The organism is Citricoccus zhacaiensis, from assembly GCF_014645315.1.
In the GTDB taxonomy this organism is placed as follows: domain Bacteria; phylum Actinomycetota; class Actinomycetes; order Actinomycetales; family Micrococcaceae; genus Citricoccus; species Citricoccus zhacaiensis.
The window spans coordinates 57665-74041 of record NZ_BMLQ01000001.1; the positions used below are offsets into that span (position 1 = coordinate 57665).

19 protein-coding genes are annotated in these 16377 nt (G+C 69.9%); 5 read left to right on the forward strand and 14 right to left on the reverse strand.

Features of this window, described 5'->3' with window-relative positions; all coding sequences use genetic code 11:
- Nucleotides 1-119: 119 nt before the first annotated feature.
- The 5 genes from IEX49_RS00270 (at nucleotide 120) to fabF (ending at nucleotide 5218) form a co-directional block, all read left to right on the forward strand.
- On the forward strand, nucleotides 120-1316 hold the full coding sequence (locus IEX49_RS00270) for a PucR family transcriptional regulator (RefSeq protein ID WP_188803103.1): 1197 nt from the start codon (nucleotides 120-122) through the stop codon (nucleotides 1314-1316).
- Nucleotides 1317-1395: 79 nt separating this feature from the next.
- Nucleotides 1396-2352: an ACP S-malonyltransferase gene (locus IEX49_RS00275; RefSeq protein ID WP_188803105.1), complete on the forward strand. Its 957-nt coding sequence runs from the start codon at nucleotides 1396-1398 to the stop codon at nucleotides 2350-2352.
- A 78-nt stretch (nucleotides 2353-2430) separates the two neighbouring features.
- Nucleotides 2431-3483, forward strand: a complete 1053-nt coding sequence (locus IEX49_RS00280; protein ID WP_188803107.1) for a beta-ketoacyl-ACP synthase III — start codon at nucleotides 2431-2433, stop codon at nucleotides 3481-3483.
- A gap of 75 nt (nucleotides 3484-3558) precedes the next feature.
- The gene (locus IEX49_RS00285; RefSeq protein ID WP_188803109.1) at nucleotides 3559-3804 is read left to right on the forward strand and encodes an acyl carrier protein; all 246 of its coding nucleotides are present in this window, start codon (nucleotides 3559-3561) and stop codon (nucleotides 3802-3804) included.
- Between the two features lie 154 nt (nucleotides 3805-3958).
- Complete coding sequence (gene fabF / locus IEX49_RS00290) at nucleotides 3959-5218, forward strand: beta-ketoacyl-ACP synthase II (RefSeq protein WP_188803111.1); 1260 nt, start codon at nucleotides 3959-3961, stop codon at nucleotides 5216-5218.
- Nucleotides 5219-5410: 192 nt separating this feature from the next.
- On the opposite strand, the gene IEX49_RS00295 is transcribed toward fabF, so the two are convergent.
- From IEX49_RS00295 to rpsP, 14 genes are all read right to left on the reverse strand, one after another.
- Nucleotides 5411-5914 (reverse strand): DUF3145 domain-containing protein, encoded by a 504-nt coding sequence (locus IEX49_RS00295; RefSeq protein WP_188803113.1) that lies wholly within the window; start codon nucleotides 5912-5914, stop codon nucleotides 5411-5413.
- A gap of 221 nt (nucleotides 5915-6135) precedes the next feature.
- Nucleotides 6136-7176, reverse strand: a complete 1041-nt coding sequence (locus tag IEX49_RS00300; RefSeq protein ID WP_188803115.1) for a tyrosine recombinase XerC — start codon at nucleotides 7174-7176, stop codon at nucleotides 6136-6138.
- A gap of 80 nt (nucleotides 7177-7256) precedes the next feature.
- Complete coding sequence (gene dprA, locus IEX49_RS00305; RefSeq protein WP_229672053.1) at nucleotides 7257-8630, reverse strand: DNA-processing protein DprA; 1374 nt, start codon at nucleotides 8628-8630, stop codon at nucleotides 7257-7259.
- Nucleotides 8627-10210: a YifB family Mg chelatase-like AAA ATPase gene (locus tag IEX49_RS00310; protein ID WP_229672054.1), complete on the reverse strand. Its 1584-nt coding sequence runs from the start codon at nucleotides 10208-10210 to the stop codon at nucleotides 8627-8629. Before IEX49_RS00310 ends, dprA begins: the two co-directional genes overlap by 4 nt.
- Nucleotides 10207-10611: a YraN family protein gene (locus IEX49_RS00315; protein WP_188803117.1), complete on the reverse strand. Its 405-nt coding sequence runs from the start codon at nucleotides 10609-10611 to the stop codon at nucleotides 10207-10209. Before IEX49_RS00315 ends, IEX49_RS00310 begins: the two co-directional genes overlap by 4 nt.
- A gap of 165 nt (nucleotides 10612-10776) precedes the next feature.
- Nucleotides 10777-11103 carry a DUF2469 domain-containing protein gene (locus IEX49_RS00320; RefSeq protein ID WP_188803119.1) on the reverse strand — a complete coding sequence of 109 codons (327 nt, stop codon included), beginning with the start codon at nucleotides 11101-11103 and terminating at the stop codon, nucleotides 10777-10779.
- The gene (rnhB, locus tag IEX49_RS00325; RefSeq protein WP_188803121.1) at nucleotides 11100-11912 is read right to left on the reverse strand and encodes a ribonuclease HII; all 813 of its coding nucleotides are present in this window, start codon (nucleotides 11910-11912) and stop codon (nucleotides 11100-11102) included. The genes IEX49_RS00320 and rnhB overlap by 4 nt, the downstream gene beginning before the upstream one ends.
- A 34-nt stretch (nucleotides 11913-11946) precedes the next feature.
- Nucleotides 11947-12735, reverse strand: coding sequence for a signal peptidase I (lepB, locus tag IEX49_RS00330; protein ID WP_188803123.1), 789 nt, complete (start codon nucleotides 12733-12735; stop codon nucleotides 11947-11949).
- 34 nt (nucleotides 12736-12769) lie between these two features.
- Entirely contained in the window at nucleotides 12770-13516 is a 747-nt protein-coding gene (gene lepB, locus IEX49_RS00335; RefSeq protein WP_188803125.1) for a signal peptidase I, read from the reverse strand.
- A 27-nt stretch (nucleotides 13517-13543) separates the two neighbouring features.
- Nucleotides 13544-13906 (reverse strand): 50S ribosomal protein L19, encoded by a 363-nt coding sequence (gene rplS / locus IEX49_RS00340; protein ID WP_188803127.1) that lies wholly within the window; start codon nucleotides 13904-13906, stop codon nucleotides 13544-13546.
- Between the two features lie 268 nt (nucleotides 13907-14174).
- Nucleotides 14175-14897, reverse strand: coding sequence for a tRNA (guanosine(37)-N1)-methyltransferase TrmD (gene trmD / locus IEX49_RS00345; RefSeq protein WP_188803129.1), 723 nt, complete (start codon nucleotides 14895-14897; stop codon nucleotides 14175-14177).
- Nucleotides 14894-15493: a ribosome maturation factor RimM gene (gene rimM, locus IEX49_RS00350; protein ID WP_188803131.1), complete on the reverse strand. Its 600-nt coding sequence runs from the start codon at nucleotides 15491-15493 to the stop codon at nucleotides 14894-14896. Before rimM ends, trmD begins: the two co-directional genes overlap by 4 nt.
- Nucleotides 15494-15663: 170 nt before the next feature.
- Complete coding sequence (locus IEX49_RS00355) at nucleotides 15664-15903, reverse strand: RNA-binding protein (protein WP_188804119.1); 240 nt, start codon at nucleotides 15901-15903, stop codon at nucleotides 15664-15666.
- Nucleotides 15904-15905: 2 nt separating this feature from the next.
- Nucleotides 15906-16352 (reverse strand): 30S ribosomal protein S16, encoded by a 447-nt coding sequence (rpsP, locus tag IEX49_RS00360; protein WP_188803133.1) that lies wholly within the window; start codon nucleotides 16350-16352, stop codon nucleotides 15906-15908.
- Nucleotides 16353-16377 lie beyond the last annotated feature (25 nt).

The window sequence follows — 16377 nt, forward strand, 5'->3', positions numbered from 1 at the left end:
ACGCCGGCCGGTGAGGTGCACAGCGCACCTCACCGGCCGTCGTCGTCCTTGTGGGTTTCCCACAATGCTCCCGTGTCACGCGCATCACGACGCCCCTTCCGGGGCCTATGCTCGAGTGCATGTCCGACGCGCGCAGCACCCCACCGCCGCGCAAGGTCTCCGAGGAGTCCCTGCGCCGGTTGCGCGCCCACCTGGGCGTACTCAACACCGCAACGCTCCAGCGTCTGGACTCCACGCTGCCGTGGTACCGGAAGCTGACGCCGGACGAACGCTCCTCCCTCGGACTCATCGCCCAACGCGGGCTCACCGGGTTCCTGTCCTGGTTCGAACGCCCCACCACCTCGATCAGCACCGTCCTCGGGGAGGTCTTCGGCGGGGCACCCACCGAGCTGACCCGCTCCATCAGCCTGCAGCGAGCCCTCCAGCTGATCCGCACGGTCGTGGACGTGGTGGAGGCCCAGGTACCGGGGATCGTGCAGGACCGGGACCAGATCCTGGTGCGCGAGGCCGTCCTGAGATATTCCCGGGAGATCGCCTTCGCCCTGGCTGACGTCTATGCCCGTGCCGCCGAGACCCGCGGCGCCTGGGACAGCCGGAACGAGGCGGTCCTGCTGGACGCCGTGCTGCGCGGCGAGGCACCGGACGAGATCCTCTCCCGCGCCACGGCTGCCGGCTGGAACGGCGACAAGGGGATCATGGTGATGGCCGGGCCGACCCCCGCCGCCGACCTGCCCACCCGCCTGGCCGGGGCACGGCGCACCGCGGTCCGCGCCGGCCACGACCTGCTGGTGGGAGTCCAGTCCGAACGGATCGTGCTCGTGGTCGGCGGCGTCACCGATCCCAGCCAGGCCGCACTCGCCCTGACGCCCTGGTTCGGTGACGGCCCGGTGGTCTACGGCCCCCTCTCCGACAGCCTGGTGGACGCCCATCGCAGCGCCCGGGAGGCCCTCGCCGGGCTGGCCGCCGCCGCCGCCTGGCCCCGCGCTCCCCGCCCCGCCCATGCCCAGGACCTGCTGCCCGAGCGCGCCCTGCACGGCGATCAGGCCGCCATCGACGTGCTGGTCCAACGCGTCTTCACACCCCTCCAGGCCGCGGGCAATTCCCTGCTGGAGACAGTGGACGCCTACTGCGAGCTGGGACATTCCCTCGAGGGCACGGCGCGAGAGCTCTTCATCCACGCCAACACCGTCCGCTACCGGCTGCGGCGGGTCAGCGAGATCACCGGCTGGGATCCCCTGTCCCCCCGGGACGCCTACGTGCTGCAGACTGCCCTGGTCGTCGGTCGCCTGCCGCCCGCTCCCGGAACCACCTTGTAGGAATCCTCCAAAACACGACGCGGAGCTTGGTGTCCCCACCGCCCCGGAACCCGGTCACGGTTTTGACACAGTTAAGGACATGCTTGCGATCGTGTGCCCCGGACAGGGCTCCCAGACCCCCGGGTTCCTCACACCATGGCTCGAGCTGGACGGTATGGCCGACCTGCTCGCGGACTGGTCCACCGCCACCGGGGTCGACCTGACCGCCCACGGCACCGTGTCGGATGAGGCCACGATCAAGGACACGGCCGTGGCCCAGCCCCTCATCGTGGCCGCCGGCCTGCTGGCTGCCCGGGCCCTGGACCTGAACTCCATCCCCGCTGCCGGATGGATCGCGGCGGGTCACTCCGTGGGTGAGATCACCGCGGCCGTCCTGGCCGGTGTCCTCCCCGCAGACGAGGCCTTGGAGTTCGTCCGCATCCGCGCCACGGGCATGGCCCAGGCCGCCGCGGCCGAACCGACAGGGATGTCCGCCGTGCTCGGAGGCGACCCGGACGAGGTCCTGGCCGCCCTCGAGGCCCAGGGACTCGTGCCGGCCAATGTCAACGGCGGGGGCCAGACCGTCGCCGCCGGCTCGGCGGACGCGCTGGCCGCCCTGGCCGAGAATCCGCCGGCCAAAGCCCGCGTCATCGCCCTCAAGGTCGCCGGTGCCTTCCACACCCCGTACATGGCCCCGGCCGTCCCGGCCCTGACCTCCTACGCGGACGGACTGGCCCCCCGGGATCCAGCCGTACCCCTGTTGTCCAACCGTGACGGGCTCGCGGTGGACACCGGGCGTCGGTTCGTGGACCAGCTCGTGGACCAGGTGACCCGCCCGGTCCGCTGGGACCTCTGCATGGGCACCCTCCGGGACTCCGGCGTGACCGGCATCCTGGAACTGCTGCCGGGCGGCACCCTCACGGGACTGGCCAAGCGTGCCCTGAAGGGGACACCCACCCTGGCGGTGAAGTCCCCTGCAGACCTGGACGCCGCCCGGGACTTCATCGCCGAGCACGGCGTGCCCGCCACCGCCTCGATCACCGGCACGGCCCGCTGACCGGACGCCGGGCACACGGGGACCTCCTGGGTCCGCGCCCCACCCACCCAGACTGCACCCGAGAACCCCGAGGACATCATGACCACCACCCTGAAGCAGTACGAGCCCGTCGCCGGCAGCCGCATCCTCTCCGTGGGCGCCGCGCGCGGCAACCTGGTGGTGACCAATGAGGACATCGCCGGACCGATCGACTCCTCTGACGAGTGGATCCAGAAGCGCACCGGCATCGTCACCCGCCGCCGGGCGGACCGGGACCTGTCCCTGCTCGACCTCACCACCCAGGCAGCCCAGGAGGCCATCGACAAGGCCGGGCTCACCGGGGCGGACATCGACGCCGTGATCGTCTCGACCGTCACCTCTCCCTACGCGACCCCGTCCGCGGCGGCCGCGCTGGCCCACAACATCGGCGCCACCCCGGCACCGGCCTTCGACATCTCCGCCGCCTGTGCCGGCTACTGCTATGGCGTGGCCCAGGCCGACGCACTGGTGCGGTCCGGCATGGCGAAGCACGTGGTGGTGGTCGGTGCCGAGAAGCTCTCGGACTTCATCGACGAGACGGACCGCTCCATCTCCTTCATCCTCGGCGACGGTGCCGGAGCCGTGGTGGTGGGCGCCTCCGAGGAGGCCGGAATCTCCCCCAGCGTCTGGGGCTCCGACGGCGAACGCTGGGAGACGGTGAGCATGACCCGCTCGATGCTCGACCTGCGTGATGCCGTGGAGACCGCTCGGAGGACGGGAGACACGTCCGCCCTGACCGATCCGGAGTCCAAGCTCTGGCCGACGCTGCACCAGGACGGGCCGAGCGTGTTCCGCTGGGCCGTGTGGTCCATGGCCAAGGTGGCCCAGGAGGCCCTTGACAAGGCCGGTGTCCGGGCCGAGGACCTGGCAGCCTTCCTGCCGCACCAGGCCAACGAGCGCATCATCGACGAGATGGCCAAGCAGCTGAAGCTCCCGGACACCGTGACGATCGGGCGGGACATCAAGGAGACGGGCAACACCTCCGCGGCCTCGATCCCGCTGGCCATGCACCGAGTCCTGCAGGAGGACCCCTCCCTCAGCGGGGGCCTGGCCCTCCAGATTGGTTTCGGCGCCGGGCTGGTCTACGGCGCCCAGGTGGTGCGGCTCCCCTGAGCCGCTCCCCCTGACCTGACCTCCACGTCAACCGACGCTGGATCAACCATCATCATCCACACCGAAGGAGCCACCATGGCAAACAAGGAAGAGATCCTCGCCGGCCTCGCCGAGATCGTCAACGAAGAGACCGGCCTGGAGTCCGAAGAGGTCCAGCTGGACAAGTCCTTCACCGATGACTTGGACATCGACTCGATCTCGATGATGACCATCGTGGTCAACGCCGAGGAGAAGTTCGACGTCAAGATCCCGGACGAGGAAGTCAAGAACCTCAAGACCGTGAACGATGCCGTCGAGTTCATCGCCAACGCCCAGGGCTGACCTGCCGTCGGACCACAGCGACCGGTGAGGGAACCGGCCGGCGGACAGACGGATTGTCCCGACGCCGGCCGGCCCCTCCCCCGGTTCAGGGCCGCCCCAGCCCCCTCAAACCACTCGTTCGGGTCCACCGACCCGGTAGACCAAAGGTAGATACATGAACCGCACAGCCGTGATCACCGGGCTCGGTGCCACGACACCCATCGGCGGTGACGTCCCGACCCTGTGGCAGAACGCCCTCGCCGGAACCTCGGGCGCCCGCCCGCTGGAGCAGGAATGGGTCGCCGAGTACGAGTTGCCCGTGACCTTCGCCGCCCAGGTGTCCACCCCGGTGTCCGAGACGCTCTCCAAGGTGGAGATGAAGCGGATGGACCCCAGCACCCAGTTCGGGATGGTTGCCGCCCGTGAGGCCTGGGCCGACGCCGGGCTGGCCGTCGGGACGGACCAGGACAGCGCCGTGGACCCGGATCGCTTCGCCGTGTCCTTCGGCACCGGCATCGGTGGCGTGTGGACCCTGCTCGACGGCTGGGACACCCTGCGGAACAAGGGTCCGCGCCGCGTGCTGCCCATGACCGTGCCCATGCTCATGCCGAACGGTCCGGCCGCGGCCATCAGCCTCGCCCTGGGCGCCCGTGCTGGCGCGCGGACCATGGTGTCTGCCTGCGCCTCCGGCACCGAGTCCCTCGACATCGGCCTGGAGCTCATCCGCTCCGGCCAGGCGGACGTGGTGGTCTGCGGTGGCGCGGAAGCCGCCATCCACCCGCTGCCGATCGCCGCCTTCGCATCCATGCAGGCCCTGTCCCGGCGCAACGACGAACCCGAGCGTGCCTCCCGCCCCTATGACAAGGACCGAGACGGCTTCGTGCTCGGCGAGGGTGCCGGCGCCCTGGTCATCGAGTCCGAGGAGCACGCCAAGGCCCGTGGAGCACGCATCTACGCCGAACTGGCCGGTACGGGCGTCACCTCGGATTCCTATCACATCACCGCTCCCGAGGCCGAGGGGCTCGGAGCCTCCCGCGCCCTGACCCTCGCCCTGGAATCGGCCGGTGCCGTTCCCACGGACGTCAGCCACGTCAACGCCCACGCCACCTCCACCCCGGTCGGCGACCGCCCGGAGTACCTGGCCATGAGGTCCGTCTTCGGCGGCCACCTGGACGAGGTGGCCGTGTCCGCCACCAAGAGCCAGACCGGGCACCTGTTGGGCGCCTCCGGTGCCATCGAGTCCGTGCTCTCCGTGCTGGCCGTCTACCACGGCCAGGCCCCGGTGACCATCAACCTCGAGAACCAGGACCCGGAGATTCCGCTGAACGTGGTGACCGGTCAGCCCCGAGAGTTGCCCCAGGGCGCCCGCGTGGCGGTCAACAACTCCTTCGGGTTCGGCGGTCACAACGCCGTGTCCCTGTTCCGGAGCGTCTGACACCGGGTCAGCACCCCGCGCCCGTCACCGGATTAACGGCAGAACCCGCCAGGATCACCTGGCGGGCTCTGCCGTTCTGGGAGGAAAGGTGCGGTTCAGAAGCGCTGCTGCGGGACAGCTCAGACGGCTCAGCAGCACGGCCATGGCTTCTCTGTGCTGTGCTGTGGCCGCAGCTGCAGCCGCGGAGGGTTGCTAGCCCACTTGGTGGAGCCAGCGCACCGGGGCTCCTTCGGCAGCCTGGCGGAAGGGTTCAAGTTCCTCGTCCCAGGCCTCGCCCAGGGCCAGGCTCAACTCGTGGAAGACGGCTGAGGGGTCGCCACTGCCCTGCTCATACGCGTAGCGGATGCGGTCCTCAGACACCATGATGTTGCCCGTGACATCAGTGGTGGCATGGAAGATGCCCAATTCGGGAGTGTGCGACCACCGGCTGCCATCCGCTCCGGCGGAGGCCTCTTCAGTGATCTCGTAGCGCAAGTGTGCCCACCCGCGCAGAGCGGAGGCAAGCCGGGCACCCGAACCCTGGGGCGCGGTCCACACTATCTCGGCTCGATAGGCACCCTGGGAAGCCGGCTGCGCCGTCCACTCGAGCCGATCCTGGGCACCGAGGACCGAGCCCACCGCCCACTCGATGTGTGGGCATAGCGCGGCCGGGGCCGAGTGGATGGACACAATTCCACGGACCATGGTTTCAGACATACGTTCCTCCCAGTGCTGTGCGGTACGTCTTCCCCAACGACCCCACAGGCGGGTGAACCACAAGGGTTCCCGGGAGGCGGCGACCTGCGCCAGATGCCTCGATATGTTCAGTTACTGAGTCTGCTACTGGAAGCTCCGAGGTCAGTCGAAGGAATGACACGAGTGTGCTTCCGGGACCATTGTGCCCCACAACTGCCCCCAGCGCCAAGATCGACACCCGTTCAGGCCCGCGGATGTGCCTGGCGGTACCCCTCGCGCAGCCGATCGACCGAGATGTGGGTGTACAGCTGCGTGGTCTGCAGTGAGGAGTGGCCGAGTAGTTCCTGCACACTGCGCAGGTCCGCGCCGCCGTCGAGCAGATGGGTGGCTGCCGTGTGACGCAGCACGTGGGGACCACGGGCGGCGGTGTCCCCGAGCCCGGCCAGAGCTCGGTTGACGACCTCACGTACCTGACGCACACCCAGCCGTCCGCCGCGGACACCCAGGAACAGGGCGTCCCGGGCTGGGCCTGAAGCTGAGGCTGAGAGCGGACGATGGCCAGTCGGGTCACCGGCCACGAGGACCCGGCGACCGTGATCGAGCCAGCGTTCGAGGGCGGTCGCCGCGGGCGCACCGAAAGGGACCGTCCGTTGCTTGCCGCCCTTGCCGGTGACCACCAGCGTGCGGCGCTCATGGTCCACGTCCTGACGGTCCAGACCCACGAGTTCGGAGACACGCAGGCCGGTCGCATACAGCATTTCCAGCAGAGCAGCGTCCCGCAGGGCCACGGCCCGTTCCCGGGCGTCCTCCGGCGTGGGCTCCCCAGCGGTGTCCAACAGCCGGCCGGCCTGGTCGGCACTCAGCGCATCAGGCAACGTACTGCTGCGCTTCGGGGAGCTCAGCCGGAGCGACGGATCCTGTTCGAGGTATCCCTCCCGCACAGCCCACGCCATGAAGACCCGCACGGAGGCCGTCTTTCGCGCGAGCGTGGACCGCGAGCGCCCGGCTGCCGACAGCCGGCCCAACCAGCCGCGCAGGTCGGCCAGGTCGAGTCCGCCCAAGACCTCCGGCCAGGCTCCCTCAATGGGCTGCAGACGCTCGTGCTCGGCCACCTCGGCGATGAGGCCTTCCACGTCCGAAAGATAGGCGCGCACGGTCTGGTCCGAACGGTTGCGTTCATGCATCAGGTGGTCGGCGAAGCCCTCGACCCAAGCGCGGTCCCGGGCCGCGAGCCGGGGCGACGTCCCGGCTCGCCCGGAGTGGGGTGCGGTGGAGGAGGCCATGCTCCCACTCTGCCACCGTGCCGTCCCCTGACAGGGTTACGACTCCCCTCCTGGGTCAGTGTCAGTTGACTCTGCCGCCGTCATTTCCCCGCGGCCGCGCTGCGGCGCCAGCCGGACTCCCGTTGCTCTGCCAATGATTGGCGTTGGAGCTTCTTCAGGGTGCCCATGACCGTGCCGGGGCCCAATCCGGCCACGGCACAGAGCTTCTCCACCGGCGCGGCGTTGCGGAGGGGCAACGCCTCATAGACCAGCAGCTCCTCCACCGTCAGGTGGTCATGGGGCCGAGCGGCGCTCGGCGAACTACCCGAAATCCCCGAGCCACCCGAGCCACCCGAGCCGCCCGAGCCTCTAGGGCCTCCAGCATCTCCAGCGACTCCAGAGCTGACCCCGTGCAGTGCCGCCCCTCGACCGCCAACGGCATGCTCGGCATCGCCGCCGCCCGGTATCAGGGCAAGGGCCTCCTCCACGTCACTGACGACGACTGCGGGGGATTCCCGGAGCAGCCGGTGGCAACCGGCGGACTGCGGGGAGGTCACCGGCCCGGGGACGACCCCGACCTCCCGTCCCAGGCCCAAGGCATGACCGGCCGTGTTCTGCGCGCCGGAACGCCACCGCGCCTCCACCACCAGCACGGCGGTGGACAGGGCCGCGATGATGCGGTTGCGTTGCAGGAACCTGTGCCGAGTCGGGCTGGCACCCGGTGGCAGCTCGGACAGCAGCATCCCCTGGGCCACCACATCTCGCAGCAGGTCCTCATTGCCGGCCGGGTAGTAGCGGTCCAGGCCGCCGGCCATGACCGCCACCGTCGGCGGCATTCCCGTGCCCGAGGCGAGCGCCGCCCGGTGGGCCATGGCGTCGATCCCGTAGGCCCCTCCGGACATCACTGTCAGTCCCCGAGCGGCCAGCCCACCCGCCAGGTTTCTCGTCACCGACTGCCCATAGCCGGTGGCGTCGCGGCTCCCCACCACGGCCAGGGTGGAGCTCCCGCGGGGAACAGGGCCTGCGCCCCGGAACCACAAGGCCACCGGGGCGGCAAGCCCCAGGTCGTCCACCCCAGTGGGCCACTCGGGATCCTCCGGGATCAACAATCCGCCGCCCAGTCGGTCCAGCGAGTCCAGGTCGCGTTCGGGGGCGAGGCTCGGGGCGCGAGCCGCCCACCCGGCCAGGGACGTGGTCCAGGTCCGCTCGGTCAGTGTCACGCCCTCCGAGGCGAGGACCAGCCTCAGGTCCTGCCGCTCATCGGCGCCCGGGGTGTCCCGGCCGGTGAGGATCTGGACCGCACGCGCGGCACCCCAGACCCGGACTGCAGTGGCCCCCAGGACCGATCCCGGCTCGAGCAGCCGGGTCAGCGCCGCCCGGGCGATGCGCAGCTCGTCGGTGACCCTCGCCGGAATCGTGTCCCCGCTCATGTCGTCTCCCGTCATCTCGTCCCCGTTTCCCCTACCGTCGTTCATGCGGCGCCCTCCCCGTCGCTTCGACGCCGCAGATACAGGGCCGCGTCCACGTCTTCCGCCTCTGGCCGGTCCGCATCCCGCAGGTCCGCCATGGTCCAGGCCAGGCGCATGACGCGGGCATGACCGCGGGCGGTGAGTTCTGCTCGGTCCAGGGCCGCATCGGCTCCGGCGCGTGCCCTGGGCTCGATGGCCAACGGCCCCTCCCGTAGCACGGCTGCCGGGATGTGGGCATTGCGGGACAGTCCGAAGGGCCTCAGCCGCGCGGCCTGCCTCTCGACCGCGGGCAGGATGCGGCCCAGGACGGTGGCCGAGTCCTCTCCTCCGGCCCCGGAGGTCAGGGCTGCCGCGTCCACCGCCGGAACCGTGACCTGGATGTCCACCCGGTCCAGGAGGGGGCCGGACAGTTTGGCCGTGTAGCGCCGCCGTTGCAGGGATGTGCACCGGCACTTGCTGCCGCGCCCGCCACCCCAACCGCAGGGGCAGGGATTAGCTGCGAGCACCAGTTGGAAGCGGGACGGATAGCGCACCGCCCCGGAGGACCGGTGCAGGGTGATGGCGCCGGACTCCAGGGGCTGACGCAGGGCATCCAGGACCCGCCGGTCGAACTCGGGTGCCTCATCCAGGAACAGCACTCCGCCGTGCGCCAGGGACGCGGCCCCGGGCCGGGCGATCCCTGATCCGCCGCCCACCAGGGCCGCCATGGAGGCGGAATGGTGGGGCGCCTGGAACGGGGCTCGGCGGATCAGCCGGGCCGCGTCCTGGGGCCGTCCGGTCAGTGACCGTACCGCGGTCGCCTCCAGCGCCGTCTGGTCGTCCAACGGCGGCAGGATGCCGGGCAGCCGTTCGGCCAACATCGTCTTGCCCGCCCCCGGACTCCCCTCCAACAACACATGATGTCCCCCGGCAGCGGCCACCTCCAGGGCAAAGCGCGCCTCGAACTGTCCCGAGACCTCCGAGAGATCCGGATCATGCCCTCCAGACAGGGAGGCGGAGGTGGTCCTGTCCTCGCCACCCGACGCCGGTGCCGGCTCCGCCACAGCACTGGCCAGCGGGGGCTCCGGTTCTCCGCCGAAGGCCCGGATCACGTCATGCAGCGAGCGGAACCCCCGCACCCTGGCGCCGGGCACCAGGGAGGCCTCGTCTGCCGACTCCTCGGCCACCACGACGTCCGGATACCCGGATTCGACCGCCGCCATCACGGAAGGCAGGATCCCGGGCGCGTGGCGCAGCCGGCCGTCCAGTCCGAGTTCGGCCAGGAACACAGGCCCGTGCACACCGTGGACCTGCCGGTCAGCGGCATAGGCGGCCATCACGATCCCCAGATCGAACCCGGGCCCACGTTTGTGCAGCGCCGCCGGGACCAGGTTCACGGTCAAGTGCCGCCGGGTCAGCGGCAGCCCGGAGTTGCGGGCGGCGGCTTTGATCCGGTCCCGGCTCTCTTGAAGCGATTGATCCGGCAAGCCAAGCAGGACGAAGCCGGGCAGGGTCTGGCCGATGTCCGCCTCGACCTCCACCACGCGGCCGTGCATGCCGGTGAGCGCCACGGCCAGGGTCCGTCCCATGACGGCTGCCGCGCTCATGGCCGGATGTCCTTGAGGACCTCGACGGTCAGGCCGCCACCGGCCGGCAACAGGACGGAGACTGCGTCCACCCTCCAGCCGGCCAACCGCCGCAACTCCGGGTGCGCCGCCGCCCACTGGAATGACAACCGGTACAACCGGCGGAGTTTGCGCGGGTTGATGGCCTCGAAGGGGTGCCCATAGCCGATCCCTCGGCGGGTCTTGACCTCCACCGCCACCCACCACCCCTGGTGGATCCCCACGAGGTCGAGTTCTCCGTCCGGGCAGCGCCAGTTGCGGTCCACGATCTCGTAGCCCTGGTCCTGCAGCCACCGGGCGGCCACGTCTTCCCCGAAGCGGCCGAGTGCCGTGTGAGCTGATGATTGCTGCGGCCGGCGACCGGCCGCGGTGGATTGCCCCATTGATGTACCTCCACGCACCAGCCTGCTCGCTGGCAGGGCTGCGTGGGGCGTGGCGGGTGGCCACTGTGGATGCTTCGGGCGAACCGGTCCGCTGTGGAGGACCGCGCCGGTTGGTTACGGCAGGCCGGGCTTTACGGGAGGGTGGGCTTTACAGCAGGGCCGACGTTACGGCAGGGCGGGCCCGTCCTGGGGCAGCTGCAGGTCGTCGTTCCGCGGGAGTTCCTCCACGTTGACGTCCTTGAAGCTGAGGACCCGCACCCGCTTGACGAAGCGGGCGGTGCGGTAGATGTCCCATACCCAGGCGTCCTCCATCAGGACCTCGAAGAACACCTCGCCGCCCTCCGCGCGGGCCTTCACCTCCACGGCATTGGCCAGGTAGAAGCGGCGTTCGGTCTCCACCACGTACCGGAAGAGGCCGACCACGTCGCGGTACTCCCGGTAGAGCTGGAGTTCCATCTCGGATTCGTAGTTCTCGAGTTCGTCGCCGCTCATGCCGTCCATTCTCCCTGTTGCAGGCTCTGTTCCCGCACCTGTTCAGGTCGTTGGGACCAGACCGGGGTCGCTTCCTGGCCTCGGGACAGGCCCAGGTTCCAGCTCATCCGATGGTAGGGGCTCGGCCCTCGGTCCAGGATGGCCTGCCGGTGTACCGCGGCCCCATAGCCCTTGTTGCCCTCCCAACCGTAGTGGGGAAAGGCCTCCGCCAGGCCGGTCATCAGCCCGTCACGTTCCACCTTAGCCAGGATCGAGGCGGCCGCCACGGTGGCACACGTCGCATCGGCCTTGACCTGGAGGTGCACCGACCCAGGGCCGGGGGCCAGGCCGACGCTGGCCTGTAACGGAGACCGGGGCAGCCAGTTGTCACGCCCGTCCAGGACCAGCGCATCCGGGATGCACCCCAGATCGGCTGCCACCCGGTGCCAGGCCCGTCGGCCCGCGAGGGCCAGGGCCGCGGAGATCCCGTACCGGTCGATCTCCCCGGGCTCCGCGTGCCCGACAGCGGCCGCGGCACCCCAGGCGAGGATCTCGGGGACCAGCGCCTCCCGGCGCTTGGCGGACAGGACCTTGGAGTCACGGACGGCCGGTTGCGGGCCGGCGTCGGGCAAAGCCACGACGACGACCCCCACGCTCACCGGACCCGCCAGGGCACCCCGACCCACCTCGTCCATGCCGGCGACCAGCAGCGGGCGCCCGGTCCGTTCCGTCCGCGCGGAAGCTCCGGGTGAGGCGAGTGCCAGCTGTGCTGCGACGAGGGACAGCTCGACGGACAGGTTGGGGCCGGGCACGGTGGTACGCGTGGTCATACGGGCCGACGTCCAGCTGGCTGGCGGGCGGGGTTCATTCGGACTCCGTCCGGGCCGCCTCAGGGTCCGGGACGTGCTCGAAGGCGTCGCGGTTGCCGCCGGCATCCCCCCAGCGGGAGAGGGGCCAGGCGATGACCTCGGCGCGGCCGGTCACGTCGTCCAAGCTGATGAAACCGTTGCCCGGGCCGTCCTGGTGCATGCGGGAATCGGCGGACGCGTCCCGGTGATCACCCATGACCCAGATGTGGCCTTCGGGCACCGTGACGTCGAAGGGGATGTCCGAGGGGGCTGATCCCGGGTGCAGGTACGGCTCCTCGACCGGAACGCCATTGACGGTGAGCATCCCCTCGGCGGTGCAGCACTCCACCCGATCCCCTGGCAGGCCGATGAGCCGTTTGACGAGGTGCTGCTCGGATGAGTTCGGCATCAGGCCGATGAACTCGAGGGCCTCGCGGAAGGGGTTGGACGCCACCGGGACCGGCTCGCCGAGCCACCCCTTGGTGTCCTCGAAGACCACCACGTCCCCGCGCTCCACGTCGAAGGGGCCGGGGACCAGCAGGTTGACGAAGATCCGGTCATTGATCTGCAGCGTCTGCTCCATGGACCCGGAGGGGATGTAGTACGCGCGGAACAGGAAGGTCTTGACCAGGAAGGAGGCCAGCAGGGTGATGAGCACGATCAGGACGACTTCACGGACCGCGAGCCAGAGCCGGTGTCCTCCGGAGGAGGCGCCGGCGTGGTCCGTGGGGGTCTCGGCGGGGGTCGCCCCAGGGCCTTCCCCTCGAGGGGCCTCAGGCGCCCCCGGGTTACTCTCCTGGGCCATCTCGCCGTCCTCTCCGCTGGTCCGGCTGTCCACTCTACCGCTCGCCCACTCCCGGACCGGGCTCCAGCGGGGTGCGTCGCTCCGCAGGCCAGGCGATGCCGGTCACCTTCCCGATGACCTTGGTCTCCTCGATCATGCCGCCGCCCGGGGCGCCCAGGAGACCGCGCGAATCGTGGGAGTGGTGGCGGTTGTCTCCCAGGAGGAACAGCCGCCCCTCGGGCACCTCAACGGTGAACGCGGTGCGGGAGGCCGGCGGTTCGGCGAGGTAATCCTCCGCAACGGCCTCGCCGTTGACCTCGAGCAGGCCGTCGGCGCTGCAGCAGGAGACGGTGTCTCCGCCCACGCCGGCCACCCGCTTCACGTAGGCGGACGTGTCCGGCGCCAGGCCGAGCCATTGCAGCGCCTCATCCACCGCCCGGACCGGTGCCGGCCGGGAGTCATAGGGCACGAAGCTGCCCTCCCCATCCACAACGATCACGTCCCCCCGCTCCACGGGTTCGCTCTCGTAGGCGCCTCGGTCCACACTGATGCGGTCCCCGGGGAGCAGCAGAGGTTCCATGGACCCGGAGGGGATGCGATACAGGTCCGCCACGGTGCTGCGCAGCAGTGCGGCGGCCAGCACGGCGGCGACCAAAACCGCACCGACGAGGACGGCCCAGGTCCGGACGGGACGTGCCTCCAACGCCGCCCTGAGACGACGACGCCGCGGGCGCCGGTCCCCCTGGGGGTTCCGGCGCCCGCGGCGCTGACGAGGCGACGAGTCAGACGACAGGTCGGTCATCGGGTCATGATCACGCGCAGGCGCAGATCAGGCCTTCTTGGTCGAGAAGTCGCGCTTCTCCTTGATCTTGGCGGCCTTGCCGTGACGATCGCGCATGTAGTACAGCTTGGCGCGGCGCACGTCACCGCGGGAGACGAGCTCGATCTTGTCGATGACCGGGGAGTGCACCGGGAAGGTACGCTCCACGCCGACGCCGAAGGACACCTTGCGGACGCGGAAGGTCTCGCGCACGCCATGGCCGTGGCGGCCCATGACGAAGCCCTGGAAGACCTGCACACGGGCGGTCTTGCCTTCGACGATGTTCACGTGCACCTTGACGGTGTCGCCGGGGCGGAAATCGGGAACGTCGTTGCGCAGCGAGGGCGCATCGAGGGAGTCGAGAATATGCATAGTGCTACTCCTGGTGAACGCCACAGGTCATTCACGTCATCAGCGGCACGCCGGCCGGTGCCTCCGGAAGTGGAGGCGTCGGGATGGGCGTGCCCAAGCTAGGGACCGGTTGACCCGTCTGGGCGCCGGTGGGTCAGACTGTCGGCATCCGCCCCCTGTGGCAGGTCGGATGTCCAGTTGACACAGCTGACCATTATGCCAGATCCGAGGCCGTCTTGTCTCCTGGCACGGTGGACTCCGTTGGGCCCGTGGTCACCGTGGACTCGGCTCATCCGGCTGATTCGGGTGGCAGCAGGTCCGGGCGCCGGGCCCGGGTGCGGACCACCTGCTGGTCATGCCGCCAGCGGGCGATCCGTCCGTGGTCGCCGGAGAGCAGGATCTGTGGGACGTCGCGACCACGCCACGAGGAGGGCTTGGTGTAGACCGGGTACTCGAGCAGTCCGTCACTGTGGGACTCCTCCACAAGGGATTCCGGGTTGCCGACCACACCGGGCACCAGTCGTCCCACGGCCTCGATCATCGCCAGAGCCGCCACCTCTCCGCCGTTCAGGACGTAGTCGCCGAGGGAGACCAGCCGCACCTCGAAGAGTTCGGCGGCCCATTCGAACAGACGTTCGTCGATGCCCTCGTAGCGTCCGCAGGCCACCACGAGGTGGTCCGCCCCGGCCAGCTCGTGCGCCACGGACTGCCGGAACAGCGTGCCCGACGGCGTCGGCACCAGTAATACCGGACGCGCACCGGAGGCGTCGTCGGCGTCAGCTGCGGATGCCGCGATGGACTCGAGCGCCAGCGCCCAGGGCTCCGGCTTCATGACCATGCCGGCACCCCCACCGTAGGGGGTGTCGTCCACGGTGCGGTGCCGGTCGGAGGTGTGTTCGCGCAGGTCGTGGATGCGGATGTCCAGCAGGCCGTCCCGGCGCGCTTTGCCGATCAACGAGACGTCAAGAGCCTGGAGGTACTCGGGGAAGATCGTGACGACGTCGATCCTCATGCAGGATCCCCCGCTGCAGAGCTGCCGCCAGCCGTGGGCTCATTGAGCGTCAACAGGCCCGGCGGCGGGGTCAGGGTGATCGTGCCCGCCTCGGGGTCGACCTCGGGGACGATCTCCTCGACGAATGGCACGAGGGCGCTGGCCCCACCCTCGAGCGTCACCTCCAGCAGGTCCTGGACCTCTCCGGTGATCAGGCCGGTTACGTCGCCGACCTTGGTGCCATCGACCATGGCGGCCAGTCCGACCAGATCCTCCTCGTACCAGGCGTCGTCCTCCCCCGCCTCGTCCGGCTCGGCGAAGAGTTCGGTGCCGCGGAGCGCCTCGGCCTGGTTGCGGTCGGCCACCTCCTCCAGGGCCAGCAAGAGGATGTCCTTGTTCCACCGGGCCCGAACCACGGTCAGCGCCCCGTCCCGGCCGGCTCCCTGGCCACCGCGGCGGCCCTGAAGCACCGCTCCGGGGCTGAACCGCTCTCCGGGCTCATCCGTGAACACCTGGACGGTCACCTCACCATGGATGCCATGGGGCTTGCCGATCCTCGCGACGCGGACGTGCTCGCGCGCGTCCCGGGGTGGGTTCTCGGCACCTGACTGCGGCATGTTCGTGGGGTCCTTTCGGGAGGAAGGCAAGAAGGAGTCAAGAAGAAGACAAGAAGAGGACAAGAGGGTCAGGGACGACAATGGCCCGCGCCGGACGGTGTCCGGACACGGGCCATCATGTCATGCGGCCGCGCCGCGCCCGCAGGGCGGGACGGAGCGGCACGGTACAGCTACCGGCGGCGGTCGGTGTCCACGACGTCGACCCGGACCGGATGTCCGGCGAGGCCGTCCAGCACGGTGCGCAACGCGGAGGCGGTCCGGCCCTGGCGGCCGATCACCCGACCCAGGTCGGCGGGATCGACACGGACTTCGAGGACTTCGCCGCGACGGTTGTTCCGCAGGTCGACCTGAACGTCTTCCGGGGAATCCACGATTCCCCGGACCAGATGTTCGAGCGCTTCCTGCAGCATGGTCACTCGGACTTCTCGTCGGCCGGAGCCTCGGTGGAGTCGGTGGCCTCGGTGGTCTCAGCAGCATCGGCCGGAGCCTCGGCGGCATCCTTCTTCGGCGTGATGGCCTCGGGGATGATGACCGAGCCCTTCTGCGGAGCCACGAAGGACTCCTTCGGCTGCTTGGTCTTCAAGGTGCCCTCGGCACCCGGCTCACCCTTGAACTTCTGCCAGTCACCGGTGATCTTGAGGATGGCGTGCACCTGCTCGGTGGGCTGGGCGCCCACAGACAGCCAGTACTGGGCCCGCTCGGAGTTGACCTCGATGAACGAGGGCTCCTCGGTGGGGTGGTACTTGCCGATCTCCTCGATCGCACGGCCATCGCGGCGGGTGCGGGAGTCCATGACGACAATGCGGTAGTACGGGGCGCGCATCTTGCCGAAGCGCTTCAAACGGATCTTTACGGCCACGGGTGTGGTAGCTCCTGGTTCTTGG